The organism is Bradyrhizobium guangxiense (genome assembly GCF_004114915.1).
Lineage (GTDB): Bacteria > Pseudomonadota > Alphaproteobacteria > Rhizobiales > Xanthobacteraceae > Bradyrhizobium > Bradyrhizobium guangxiense.
In genome coordinates, this window is the sequence record NZ_CP022219.1 from 560,635 (window position 1) to 572,973 (window position 12,339).

The window sequence follows — 12,339 nt, forward strand, 5'->3', positions numbered from 1 at the left end:
GGGTCAAGCCCGCGCATGACGATCTGTACTTGCGTGGACGTGGCTGCCTACGCCGCCGACGCCTTCACCTTCACCGGATGCACCGCGCGGAACGCGATCGCGATTCTGTTCCAGGCGTTGATGGCGCCGATCAGCATGGTCAGGTTCACCGTCTCCGCGTCGGAAAATTGTGCGCGGACCTGTTCGTAGACGTCGTCCGGCGCATGCGTCTCTGAGATCAGCGTCACCGATTCCGTCCAGGCCAGCGCCGCGCGCTCGCGGTCGGAATAGAGCGGGGATTCGCGCCAGGCATTCAGCAAATAGATGCGCTGCTCGGTCTCGCCGCGCTTGCGGGCGTCCTCGGTGTGCATGTTGATGCAGAAGGCGCAGCCGTTGATCTGCGAAGCCCGGATCTTGACCAGCTCGATCAGTGATTTTTCCAGGCCCGTCGACTGGATCTGCTCTTCCAGCGCCAACAGTGCTTTGATCGTATCGGGCGCGGCCTGATAGTAGTTCATGCGGGGTTTCATCGTCGTTCTCCTTTGCTGGGTGACGTCAATGGGCGCCACCGGCCGAGGTTTGGCCGGGCTTTTTCAGGAACAGGACCGCGGCGAGCGCCACGATCAACGTCATGCCGAGCAGGTAAAAGGTGTCGCTGAAGGCGAGGATATAGGCCTGCTTCTGCACGGTATGGCCGATCGCCACATAGGCGCGATGCGCGGCGTCCGCACGGTCGAGAACGCCGTGATTGACAAAATATTGCGTCAGTTGTTCCAGTCGCGTCCGCGTCGCCTGCTCGAACACCGAGACCGACTGCATCAGCACGTTCGAGTGATATTGCTCGCGCTTGGTCAGGGCCGTTTGCAGCAGCGCGATGCCGACGGCGCCGCCGAGATTACGCATCATGTTGAACAGGCCGGAGGCCGAGCCCGCATTCTCCGGTTCGATGCCTGCGGTTGCGACCGCCGACAGCGGCGCCATCACCAGCGCCTGGCCGATGGCGCGGACCACATTGGGCCACAATAGCTGGTCGGCGGCGTAGTCGTTGGTCATGTAGATGTTCATGAAGTTGGATGCCGCGAACAGAACGAAGCCGACGCCGATCACGAGCCGCGCGTCGAATTTCTGCATCAGGCGCGGCACCAGCGGGATCAGCACGAGCTGCGGCAGCCCGGTCCAGGCCAGCACCATGCCGATCTGCTCGGCGTTGTAGCCCTGGATGCGCGACAGATATTGCGGCAGGATGAAAACCGAGCCGTACAGGGCGACGCCGAGCAGGAAGTTCGCGAGCATGCCGAAGCCGAAATTGCGGCGGAGCAGCAGGCGCAGATTGAGCAACGGCTTCTTCACCGTCAACTCGATGATCAGGAAGGCGGTCAGCGCAACGGCCGCGATCACGGAGAGCTTGACGATGAAAGGTGAGCCGAACCAGTCGTCCTTGTTGCCTTCCTCCAGCACGGTCTGGAGCGCCGACAGCCCGATCGCCATGGTGATGATGCCGGCCCAGTCGCCCTCGCGTAACAGCGAGAGCTTCATCGGCTTCGCCTCCAGCGCGTACCAGAGCATGCCGACCATGATCGCGCCGGGGACGAGGTTGACGTAGAAAATGTATTCCCAGCCGAAATTCTCGGTGAGATAGCCGCCGATGGTCGGGCCGATCGCGGGGGCGAAGGTCGCGGACAGCGCGAACAGCGCAAGACCGACCGGTTGCTTGCCGCGGGGCAGCAGTGTGATGATCAGCGTGAACGCCATCGGAATCAGGACGCCGCCGGTGAAGCCTTGCACCGCGCGCAGCACGATCATCTGCGGCAGGTCCTGGGCGAGCGCGCACGCCGCCGAGAGCAGCAGAAACAGGACCGCGTTGGTGAGAAGATAAATCCGGATCGAGAAGACCTGCGCGAGCCAGCCGGAGAGCGGGATCACCACGATCTCGGCGACCAGATAGGACGTCGAGATCCAGCCGCCGTCGTCGATGCCGGCGCCGATCGCGCCCTGGATGTCCGCGAGCGAGGCGTTGACGATCTGGATGTTCAGCACTGCCATGAAGGCGCCAAGGGTGGCGCCGATCACCGCGATCCAGGTTTTTGCGGACACCGCCGGCGCGGCGGGTGCAGCGGGGGCGGGGAGACTGGCGGCGGCGTTGACGGTCGGTTGGAGCGCGCTCATGGCTCAGCCGCCATTCGCGCGGGACATGTTGTCGGCGAGGCGCCTGGCCGTCTCGCGCTCCGCCAGCACTGTCTGCTTGGTGTCCACGGTCGGCACGGCCGACATGCCGGGGCGCAAGAGGCCGGTGAGGCTGTGGTCGTCGAGCACGATCTTCACGGGAACGCGCTGCACGATCTTGGTGAAATTGCCGGTCGCGTTGTCCGGCGGCAGCAGCGCAAATTCGAGCCCGCTGGCCGGAGACAGGCTGTCGACATGGCCGCGCAGGGTCTTGTTGCGGAAGCTGTCGACGTGCAGTTCGACCGGCTGGCCGGGGCGCACATGGGTGAGCTGGGTTTCCTTGAAGTTCGCAACGACGTAGACCGCATCGAGCGGCACCACAGCCATCAATTGTGTGCCGGCCTGGACGTATTGGCCGACCCGCAGGCTACGGGCACCGACCGTGCCGTCCACCGGCGCGGTGATCTCGGTATAGGACAGGTTCAGCGCCGCCTGCTGCGCGACGGCACGGGCGCGTTCGAGCTGGGCCGCGGCCTGGGCGCGCTGGGTGGTGAGCACGTCGACCTTGCGCTGCGCGGCGACGAGGCCGGATTTGGCGTGCTGCAATTGCGCGCTGCTGGCGCGCAGCGCTGCGTCGGTCTGCTGCGCGCGCTGGATCGTGCCCGAGCCCGACTTCATCAGATCGTCGTAGCGGGCGCGCTCTTCCTGCGCGAATTTGAGATTAGCGCTCGCTGCCGTGACATCGGCCGTGCTCTGCTCGATGATCGGCTGCTGCAGTTCGAGCTGGGCGTCGATGTTGCGCACCGAGGCTTCGGCAGCGGCGACGTCGGCCCTCGCCTGGTCGAGCGCCGTCTTGAAGTCGCGGTCGTCGATCCTGGCCAGCGTCTGGCCCGCCCTGACCGTCTCGTTGTCGCCGACCAGCACCTTGGCGATATAGCCGGAAACCTTGGGCGCGATGATCGTGGAGTCCGCTTTCACATAGGCGTCGTCGGTGGATTCCAGGTAGCGGCCCGTTTTCAGATAGTCGTAGCCATAGTCGCCGGCCACCGCGATGCCGATCGTCAGCGCCAGGCCGGCCGCTGCTCGCCGGATCGCCAGCCGGGACAGGCGCAGGCTGATTTTCCAATTGGTTTCAGTGACATAAGAAGCGTTCGACATGGCATCCTCGGATTTCCCGGACGCCCGTTCTGAACCGTGGGCGGCTGGTGCTCCGTAGATGCGCTGTCCCGATCTTCGTGATAATATTGGAATTTATGGAAGCATTATCCAGTAGAAGCGGATAATCAGGGCCATGGACCGCTTCACCAGCCTCACCGCCTTTGTCCACGTGGTCGAAAACGGCGGCTTTTCCGCCGCTGCCCGCCGGCTCAACATGTCGACGACCATGGTGAGCAACCACGTCCAGGCGCTGGAGGACCGGCTCGGCGTACGCCTGCTCAACCGGACCACGCGGAAGGTCAGCCTCACCGAAATCGGCAAGGCCTATTACGACCGCTCGACCCAGATTCTCGCCGATCTCGAACAGGCCGACGACATCGCCAGCGAATTGCAGTCGGTGCCCCGCGGCACGTTGCGTGTCCACGTCGCCACGCACATGGTGCCGTTCGTCGCGCCGATTGCGGCGAAACTGCTCTCGACCTATCCGGAGCTCAAGATCGATCTGCGCATGGGCGAGGCCGACGTCGATCTCATCGAGGAAGGCTATGACGTTGCCCTGCGCATGACCCCGCCACCGGATTCGAGCCTGATCGTGCGCAGTCTCGCGACCTGGCGTCATGTGCTGTGCTGCTCCCACGATTACATCGAGAAGCACGGCCGGGTGCAGAAGCTCGACGAGCTCACCGCGCATAATTGCGGTCGTCACCTGAACTATCCGTTTGGCGACGAGTGGCGCTTCCTCGATCGCAAGGGCGCGCCAGCTTCGGTACGCATCTCCGGCAGCTTCGTCACCAACAGCGGTGAAGCGCTGCGGAAGGTCGCGCTGGAGGGGGCGGCCGTGTGCCTGATGGCAGGGTTTCTCATTCAGGACGATCTCGAAGCCGGCCGGCTCGTACGCCTGTTGCCGGAATATCGGACGGTCGAGCTGTCGATGAACGCGGTCTATCCGCATCGGCATCACCTGTCGGCGAAGGTCAGGACCTTTATCGATATGCTCGCGCAACACAGTGCCGAGCAGCAGAAGCTGATCAATCCCTATTCATGAGCCGCGCCGGCAGCGGCCGTGCCGTAAGGTGGGCAAAGGCGCCTTCGCCGCGCCCACGATCTCTCAATGATTGGACAGACAACGTGGGCACGCTTCCGCCTGCGCTCTTCGAGCTTCGGCGGACAAGTCGCTTTGCTCGCCCTTAGAAGATCGTCAACGTGGCGGCGGCAGCCGCCCGAACACATCATCGAGTGCCATGCCAATCGCGAGCAGGCGGCGGTCGCTGCCGGCGGGGCCGTCGAGCTCAATCCCGATCGGCAATCTGCTGCTGGCGCCGAATGCGATCGGGATCTGGATTCCGGGAATGCCGGCATTGCTGCCGGGATCGGTGTTCTGGATGAAGAGCCCGAAGTTCTCGAGACTGCTGGAGTCCGGGTTGGAGGCGATCGCGACGCGCGGCGTGGTCGGGAAAGCGATGGCGTCGAGCCTATTGCCCGAAAACGTATCGCTGTAGAGGGCCTGAAGCACGGGCCGCGCGGTCTTGATGGCGGCATCATAGATCGGCTTGGCATCGACCAGCGTGCCGCCGGGCCCCGGCAGCTTGCGGGGGATGACGAGGCCGTCATAGGTACCCTTCACGTCCGGACTCGCGATATCCTTTGCCAGCGCTTCGATGGTGAGGCCCGTACCGGTGTGCTTCAGATACGAGACCATGTCGTCATAGGCTTCATACAGCGCGACGGGGAAGCCGACCCGGCCGTTGAGTTCGGCGAGCTGCGGCATCTCGACCTCGACGATCCCGATGCCGTGTACCTTCATCTGCGCGATCGCGGCCCGGAAGGCGGCTTCGGTGTCGGCATCGAGATTGGTCAACATCGTCTTCACGATGCCGATCCGAACCTGCTTCAGGTCGGCCGCCGCGAGCGCATCGCCACCTGCGATCACGCGGTCGAGCAGTGCGACATCGGCCATGGTCGCGGCCATCGGGCCGGCGGTGTCGCGCGTATGCGAGATTGGCGCGATGCCCTGCTGCGGATACCGCCCGATGGTCGGGCGCAACGAGGCGCATCCGTTCAGCGCGGCGGGCACACGGACCGATCCGCCGGTGTCGGTGCCGAGTCCGCCCGCGACGATGCGCGCGCCGATCGCCGCGCCCGTTCCGGACGAGGAGCCGCCGGCGATCAGGGCGCGGTCATAGGCGTTGCGGACGCCGAACTCGGCGCCGGTCTTGAACGCCGTGTTGTAGCCGGAAATGCCGAAGGCCAGCTCATGCATGCTGGTCTTGCCAATGATGATCGCGCCCGCAGCGCGCAGCCTTGCCACGACCGGAGCGTCGACCTTGGGAACGTAGCGCTTGAGCGCCGGCGTGCCGGCGCTGCAAGGCAGTCCCGCGACCTCGATATTGTCCTTGATCACGACCGGCACACCGCCGAGCGGCTGGGCCCTGTCGCCCTTGGCATCGAAGGCTGCGGCGGCGTCCAGGGCACCGGCCTCGTCCAGCGTGACGAAGGCATTGAGATCGGCGTTGGTCTTGGCGCGGGCCAGAGCCTCCGTCGTGAGTGCGGTACTCGTGACTGTTCCGGTGCGGAGGTCGGCTGCGGCCTGGCTCAGGGTCAACTGGTCGAAATCCATGATGCATTACCCGGTTGGCGGGTGCCGTCAGGGCGCCCCTCGGGCTTGGAGGCTGAGGCCTCGTCGGTTCCGCGTCAACCGGTGGCGCGCATCCCGACCGGCGTTCGCGCGCGGAGTTGATCAAGCAGCCGTCCGACCTCCGCCTTCGTCGTCACGATCGCGGTATCCTTGACCGGGCCATAACCGCGGATCTCCATCGGCGCCTTTGCAATCGCGACCAGATCCGGAACACGCGCCGTGTCGAGTTCGCCGAGCATCCGTTCGATCAGAGCTTCATACCAGGCGATCAGTTCGCGCTCGGCGCGCCGTTCGGAGGCGTAGCCGAACGGATCGAACGGCGTACCGCGCAGCCGCTTCAGGCGCGCGAGCATGGCGAGCGGCATCTGGATCCACTGGCCGAAAGCGCGTTTGCGCGGACGTCCGCGTGCGTCGCGCCGCGACGGCAGGAACGGCGGGGCGAGGTGATACTGGACCGTGAAGCCATCCTCGAATTCGCGTTTCAGCTCGTCGAGGAAACCGCTCTGCATGTGCAGCCGCGCCACCTCGTACTCGTCCTTGTAGGCCATCAGCTTGAACAGGGCGCGTGCGACCGTCTCGGTCAGGGCCTCGCTGTTCAGGGCAGCCTCGGCATGGCGAACCCTTGCGACGGTCGCTCGATAACGTGCCGCATAGCTACTGTCCTGATAGGCGGTGAGAAAGTCGGCGCAACGGTCGATGATCTGGTCGAGCGTCTCGACCTCAGGCATGTCGCTCGCCTTCGGCAGGAAATCGGGATCGGAAGCCGCAATCCGGCCCCAGGCAAAGGCCTGCTTGTTGCGCTCGACCGCGACGCCGTTGAGCTCGATCGCGCGCAGCAGCGCGGCAAGCGAGATCGGCACCAGCCCGCGCTGCCAGGCGAAGCCGAGCATGATGATATTGGCATAGACGGTGTCGCCGAGCAGCCGTTCGGCCAGCGCGTTGGCATTGATGGTGCCGAGATTGTGCTCGCCGATGACCTGCCCGATCGCGCGTAGGCGAGCGGCGGAGGCGAGATCGGCGTCGCGGAAACGGACGACGTCGCCGGTCGGCATCTCCGCGGTGTTGACGGCGGCGCGCGTGCCACGGCGATAGGTTCCGGACGCCTTCGGTGATGAGCTGACGACCAGATCGCAGCCAATCAGCGCATCAGCTGCGCCCTGGTCGATGCGTACCTGGTGCAGGGCTTCGGGGTCTGGCGCGAGGCGGATGTAGCTCAGCACGGGTCCGAATTTCTGCGCAAAGCCGGTGAAGTCGAGCACCGAGACGCCACGACGTTCGAGGTGCGCGGCCATGCCGATCAGTGCGCCGACTGTGATCACGCCGGTGCCGCCGACCCCGGTCACGAGCAGGTCGTAGGGGCGGTCGAGCGATATGGAGGAGGGCAGGGGAAGCGTGGCGGCGCGATCGACTGCGTCGATCTGGCTCGCGGCCTTCTTCCGGCGCGTGGCGCCTTCGACGGTGACGAAGCTTGGGCAGAAGCCGTTGAGACAGGAGAAATCCTTGTTGCAGGCCGACAGGTTGATCTGTCGCTTGCGGCCGAACGGCGTCTCCTTCGGCTCGACGCTGAGGCAGTTGGATTCCACCGAGCAGTCGCCGCAGCCTTCGCAGACGAGATCGTTGATGGTGGCGAAGCGTTTGGGGTCGGGCATCTGCCCACGCTTGCGCCGGCGTCGCTTCTCCGTGGCGCAGGTCTGCTGGTAGATCAGGACCGAGACGCCGGGGATGGTGCGCAGCTCGCGCTGCACGGCGTCCATCTCCTCGCGCGGATGAATGGTGACGCCGGCCGGCAGGTCGGACGGCGCGAACTGCGCGGGATCATCCGACACCAGCGCGATGCGCGTCACGCCTTCGGCGCGGACGCTGTGCGCGATCGCATGGACGCTGATGGGGCCGTCGACCGGCTGGCCGCCGGGCATCGCCACGGCGTCGTTGAACAGGATCTTGTAAGTGATATTGGCCCTGGCCGCGATCGCCTGCCGGATCGCCATCGAGCCGGAGTGGTAGTAGGTGCCTTCGCCGAGGTTCTGAAAGACGTGCTTGTGCCCGGTAAATCGCGACGACGCTGCCCAGTTCACGCCTTCGCCGCCCATCTGGATCAGCGAGGAGGTCTCCCGGTCCATCCAGCTCGCCATGAAATGGCAGCCGATGCCGGCCAGCGCCTTCGATCCCTCGGGCACCTTCGTCGAAATGTTGTGCGGGCATCCCGAGCAGAAATAGGGCGTGCGCGTGGCGCCGGAGACATTGATCGTGCGCGCCGCCTCCGGCATCAGGGCGGCCGCACGCGCGGCGAGATTGAGGCCCGGGAACATCGGATCGAGCCGGCGCGCCAGCACGCCGGCGAGGGCGCGCGGCGACAATTCGCCGATCCAGGAGATCAGCCGTGCGCCGGTTTCGTCGTGCTTGCCGACCATGCGCTCGGGCTTCGCTCCGGGATAGTCGTAGAAATATTCCTTGAACTGGCTTTCGATGATGCCGCGTTTCTCCTCGACCACGAGGATCTCGCGCTTGCCTTTCACGAACGCCATGGCGTCGTGCAGCGCCAGCGGCCAGACCATGCCGACCTTGTAGACGTCGATCCCGATGCTGCGGCAGGCGGCCTCATCGAGGCCCATCAGTCGCAGCGCCTCCATCAGATCGAGATGTGCCTTGCCTGTGGTGACGATGCCGTAGGTGGCGTCCGGAATGTCGTAGATGTGACGATCGATCGGATTGGCCTTTGCGAAGGCGTAGACCGCGTGCTTCTTCGCCTCCAGCCGCTCTTCGATCTGCGGGCCCGGCAAATCTGGCCAGCGATAGTGCAGGCCGCCCGGTGGTGGTATGAAATCGGGCGTGCGGAAGCTGCGCGGCGGGTGGAGCGCGACCGACGCGCCCGACTCCACGATCTCCGAGATCGCCTTGAAGCCGACCCACATGCCGGAGAAGCGGCTTAGCGCGTAGCCATATTCCCCGAACGCGAGATATTCGCCGACATCGGCCGGATGCAGCGTCGGCATGAACCAGCTCATGAAGGCGACGTCGGACTGGTGCGGCATCGAGGAGGAGACGCAGCCATGGTCGTCGCCGGCGACGACGAGCACGCCGCCATGCGGCGAGGAGCCGTAGGCATTGCCATGCTTGAGCGCATCGCCGGAGCGGTCGATGCCGGGGCCTTTGCCGTACCAGAGCCCGAACACGCCATCGACCTGTCGGTCGTCTTGCGTCTCGACCTGCTGCGAGCCGAGCACCGCGGTCGCCGCGAGGTCCTCGTTGACGGCCGGCAGAAACTCGATGCGGTCCCGCTTCAGCCGTTCCTGGATGCGCCAGAGCTCGAGATCGATGCCGCCGAGCGGCGAGCCCCGGTAGCCGGAGATGAAGCCGGCGGTGTGGAGGCCGGCTGCACGGTCGCGCCTGATCTGATCGAGCGCGATGCGGACGATGGCCTGCGTTCCCGTGAGGAAGACGCGGCCCTCTTCGCGCTCGTAGCGGTCGGAAAGTTCATAAACGTCGAGCGACGGAATGGCGTCCATGGCGGACCTCGCGCGGCACCCTGTCCTGTGATGGAAGGTTATGCCTGCGAGGCTGGTAGGTCTTACCTTTTTGTTCCTCATAGGTCACAAATCCGGTAGAATTTTGCGGAATGCGATCAAGTTTGGTAGAGGTTCCCGAGTTGGGAGGCTTCCATGATTGAAGAGCAGGACACGCGAATACTCGCCCATCTTCAGAAGGATGGCCGCGCCACCAACCAGCAACTGGCCGACGAGGTCGGCATGTCCACCTCGGCCTGCTGGCGCCGGGTGCGGGCGCTGGAAGAGAGCGGCGTCATCCGCGGCTATGCAGCTCTGGTCGGGCGCGAGCAGGCGGGATTTACGATGTCGGCCATTCTCCACGTCTCGCTGGAACGGCATGACGCGAAATTCGTCGACGAGTTCGTCGCGCGGGTGACCAGGCGACGCGAGGTGCTCGAGTGCTTTGCGACCACGGGCGATGCCGATTATCATCTGCGCGTCGTCGTGCAGGACATGGCGGCCTACAACCGCTTCCTCGACGAGTTCATGTTCCGCATCCCCGGCATCCGCTATGTCCGCAGCAACGTGGTGCTGAAGGAGATCAAGACCAGCGTGGCCCTGCCGTTTTGATGAAGGTCCCGTGGGCAAAGGCGCTCTTGCGCCGTGCTCACGATCTCTCCCGGATCGAGAGAGGTGGTGGGCCCGCTTCGCTTTGCCCACCCCACGGCACCTTGCAACGGGGCTGTCACCGCCCCTCCCGCACGAACCTGTTGCGCAGCGTGCCGACGCCCGTGATCTCGATCTCCACGACATCGCCGTGCTTGATATCGGGTGAGGCGCCATCCGTGCCCATCCAGATCACGTCGCCGGGCCACAGCGTGAAATATTTGGTCAGCTCGACCAGGAACGGCACCACGCCGAAGATCATGTCGTTCGTGTGAAAGCGGTTGGTCTCCCTGCCGTTGACGCGAACGACCGTTTCCATTGTGTCGAGATCAGCCTCGGTCTCGATCCAGGGGCCCATCGGCTTGAACGTGTCGGCGTTCTTCGAGCGCCACAGGCTGCGGTCGGCCTTCTGCCAGCTTCGCTCGCTGACGTCGTTGCCGATGGTGTAGCCGAGCACGCACTCCATCGCATTCTGCTCGGTGAGGTGCTTCACCTTCTTGCCGATGACGACGACGAGCTCGCCCTCGTAATGAATCTTGTCCGTCGCAAAGGAGGGGATGATGACGTCCTCGTCATGCGCGATCAGCGCATTCTGGGCGCGGTAGCCGATCTCGGGCCGGTCTGGCACGGCCGGCACTTCGCCGCGCTTGTCGGCGGCTTCCTTCAGGTGCTTGAGATAGTTCAAGCCGACGCAATAGAAGGTGCGGGGGATCAGCGGCAGTTCGATCTTCACCTGCGCCAGCGGATGCGTGCGCGAGGTGCGCTGCCATTCGCCGAAGGGATCGCCCTCGACTGCGATGACCCTATCGCCCTCGATGATCCCCCACGAGGTCTTGCCTGTCTCGGTAAATTTCAGCCAGCGCATATTCTATTCCCGCCATCATTCCGCCGCATCGCGCGGCTGCACCTTCCAGTCGCCGGCTGCGGGCCGTCTCAGACCGAGGTTTTCGCGCAGCGTCTTGCCGCGATAGTCCCTCTGGAACAGGCCGCGGCGCTGCAGCTCCGGCACGACATGCCGGACGAAATCAGTGTAGGAGCCGGGGACGTAGGTTGCCGCGATGACAAATCCGTCGCAGCCGCGCTCGACGAACATTTCCTCCAACTTGTCCGCGATCTCCTTGGGACCGCCGACCATGGCGTCCTGGACCTGGCCGCGGCCGGAAAAGGTGACGAAGTCGCGGGCGCTCGGGTTGCTCTTGCCCGAAGTCTTCAGCACGCCGTCGCGGATGCCCAGAATGCCCTGCATGCTCTTCAACTCGTCCGTCGTCAGCGGCTCGTCGAGGTCCTTGGAGGCGAAGTCATAGTTGAGGGCTTCGGCAAGCAGCGACAGGGCGTCGATCTGGAGCGGCAGCTTGTTGATCAGCGCCATCTTGTCCTCGGCCTCGGCCTTGGTCGCGGCGCAGACCGGCGTCGTCAGATTGCAGAGGAACATCTGGTCGGGATCGCGGCCGGCTTTGGCGGCCTGATTGCGCACGGCCGCGTAGCCGTCCTTGGCAGCAGTGAGATTACGCGCAGCGGTGAAGATCACCTCGCCCCAGCGGCCGGCAAAGCGCTGGCCGCGGCCGGATGCACCGGCCTGGATGATCACCGGATGGCCCTGTTGCGAGCGCGGCACGGTGAATGGCCCGCGCGACTTGAAGGCCGGCCCGTTGTGATCGAGCCGCTTCACCTTGGTGGGATCGGCAAAGCGGCCGCTTGTCTTGTCCATGATGAGGGCGCCGTCCTCCCAGGTGTCCCAATGGCCGAGCACCACCTCCATGAACTCGTCGGCGCGGTCGTAGCGAGAGTCGTGTTCGGGATGCGAATCCCGGCCCATGTTGAGGGCCTCTCCGTCATTGAGCGAGGTAACGACGTTCCAGCCCGCGCGTCCGCCCGACATCAGATCGAGCGTCGCGAAGCGGCGGGCAACGTCGAACGGCTCGTAATAGGTGGTCGAGCAGGTCGCGCCGAGACCGAGCTTCTCGGTCACCATGCCCATCGTGGTCAGCACGATCAGCGGATCCATCTTCACGCAGCGGATGCCGTACTCGACGGTATGGGCGTGATCGTTGCCGTAGCGGTCCGGCATCGCCAGGCGGTCGTCGAAGAAGGCCATATGGAACTTGCCGGCTTCCAGGATTCCGGCGATCTCCTGATAGTAATCGGCGGACATTGAATCGTCGCGCGAGTCCGGATGCCGCCATGAGCTCGGCAGGTTGGTGCAGTTCTGGGCCTGAAGGAAGCCGACCAGGACCATCTGTCGCGTCATGCTGC

The 12,339-nt window shown here is 64.8% G+C and carries 9 protein-coding genes; 2 read left to right on the top strand and 7 right to left on the bottom strand.

The annotated features are described in order from the left end of the window. Positions 1 to 47 precede the first annotated feature (47 nt). Genes X268_RS02690 through X268_RS02700 form a run of 3 tightly spaced genes read right to left on the bottom strand, consistent with a single transcriptional unit; the run spans position 48 to position 3,300 of the window. Positions 48 to 509, bottom strand: a complete 462-nt coding sequence (locus tag X268_RS02690) for a carboxymuconolactone decarboxylase family protein (RefSeq protein WP_128923497.1) — start codon at positions 507 to 509, stop codon at positions 48 to 50. Between the two features lie 25 nt (positions 510 to 534). Further along, positions 535 to 2,145: an MDR family MFS transporter gene (locus X268_RS02695; RefSeq protein ID WP_128923498.1), complete on the bottom strand. Its 1,611-nt coding sequence runs from the start codon at positions 2,143 to 2,145 to the stop codon at positions 535 to 537. A gap of 3 nt (positions 2,146 to 2,148) precedes the next feature. Continuing rightward, positions 2,149 to 3,300, bottom strand: a complete 1,152-nt coding sequence (locus X268_RS02700; protein ID WP_128923499.1) for an HlyD family secretion protein — start codon at positions 3,298 to 3,300, stop codon at positions 2,149 to 2,151. 133 nt (positions 3,301 to 3,433) lie between these two features. On the opposite strand from X268_RS02700, the gene X268_RS02705 reads away from it, so the two are divergent. Beyond that, a complete protein-coding gene (locus tag X268_RS02705; protein ID WP_128923500.1) occupies positions 3,434 to 4,345 on the top strand; it encodes a LysR family transcriptional regulator in 912 nt (303 codons plus the stop codon). Positions 4,346 to 4,498: 153 nt separating this feature from the next. On the opposite strand, the gene iaaH is transcribed toward X268_RS02705, so the two are convergent. Beyond that, positions 4,499 to 5,917 carry an indoleacetamide hydrolase gene (gene iaaH / locus X268_RS02710; protein ID WP_128923501.1) on the bottom strand — a complete coding sequence of 473 codons (1,419 nt, stop codon included), beginning with the start codon at positions 5,915 to 5,917 and terminating at the stop codon, positions 4,499 to 4,501. A 74-nt stretch (positions 5,918 to 5,991) separates the two neighbouring features. Beyond that, entirely contained in the window at positions 5,992 to 9,441 is a 3,450-nt protein-coding gene (locus X268_RS02715) for an indolepyruvate ferredoxin oxidoreductase family protein (RefSeq protein ID WP_128923502.1), read from the bottom strand. 153 nt (positions 9,442 to 9,594) lie between these two features. Here X268_RS02715 and X268_RS02720 point away from each other — a divergent pair, with 153 nt between their 5' ends. Further along, positions 9,595 to 10,050, top strand: coding sequence for an Lrp/AsnC family transcriptional regulator (locus X268_RS02720; protein WP_128923503.1), 456 nt, complete (start codon positions 9,595 to 9,597; stop codon positions 10,048 to 10,050). Positions 10,051 to 10,165: 115 nt separating this feature from the next. Here the strand turns inward: X268_RS02720 and X268_RS02725 are convergent, their stop codons facing one another. Both X268_RS02725 and X268_RS02730 read right to left on the bottom strand, forming a co-directional pair. Continuing rightward, positions 10,166 to 10,951: a fumarylacetoacetate hydrolase family protein gene (locus X268_RS02725; protein WP_128923504.1), complete on the bottom strand. Its 786-nt coding sequence runs from the start codon at positions 10,949 to 10,951 to the stop codon at positions 10,166 to 10,168. Between the two features lie 15 nt (positions 10,952 to 10,966). Beyond that, positions 10,967 to 12,334 (bottom strand): LLM class flavin-dependent oxidoreductase, encoded by a 1,368-nt coding sequence (locus tag X268_RS02730; RefSeq protein WP_128923505.1) that lies wholly within the window; start codon positions 12,332 to 12,334, stop codon positions 10,967 to 10,969. Positions 12,335 to 12,339 lie beyond the last annotated feature (5 nt).

Bases quoted from the DNA above. Each gene is read 5' to 3' on its own strand.
- X268_RS02690 (WP_128923497.1), bottom strand. From the start codon at position 509: ATGAAACCCCGCATGAACTACTATCAGGCCGCGCCCGATACGATCAAA.
- X268_RS02695 (WP_128923498.1), bottom strand. From the start codon at position 2,145: ATGAGCGCGCTCCAACCGACCGTCAACGCCGCCGCCAGTCTCCCCGCC.
- X268_RS02700 (WP_128923499.1), bottom strand. From the start codon at position 3,300: ATGTCGAACGCTTCTTATGTCACTGAAACCAATTGGAAAATCAGCCTG.
- X268_RS02705 (WP_128923500.1), top strand. From the start codon at position 3,434: ATGGACCGCTTCACCAGCCTCACCGCCTTTGTCCACGTGGTCGAAAAC.
- iaaH (WP_128923501.1), bottom strand. From the start codon at position 5,917: ATGGATTTCGACCAGTTGACCCTGAGCCAGGCCGCAGCCGACCTCCGC.
- X268_RS02715 (WP_128923502.1), bottom strand. From the start codon at position 9,441: ATGGACGCCATTCCGTCGCTCGACGTTTATGAACTTTCCGACCGCTAC.
- X268_RS02720 (WP_128923503.1), top strand. From the start codon at position 9,595: ATGATTGAAGAGCAGGACACGCGAATACTCGCCCATCTTCAGAAGGAT.
- X268_RS02725 (WP_128923504.1), bottom strand. From the start codon at position 10,951: ATGCGCTGGCTGAAATTTACCGAGACAGGCAAGACCTCGTGGGGGATC.
- X268_RS02730 (WP_128923505.1), bottom strand. From the start codon at position 12,334: ATGACGCGACAGATGGTCCTGGTCGGCTTCCTTCAGGCCCAGAACTGC.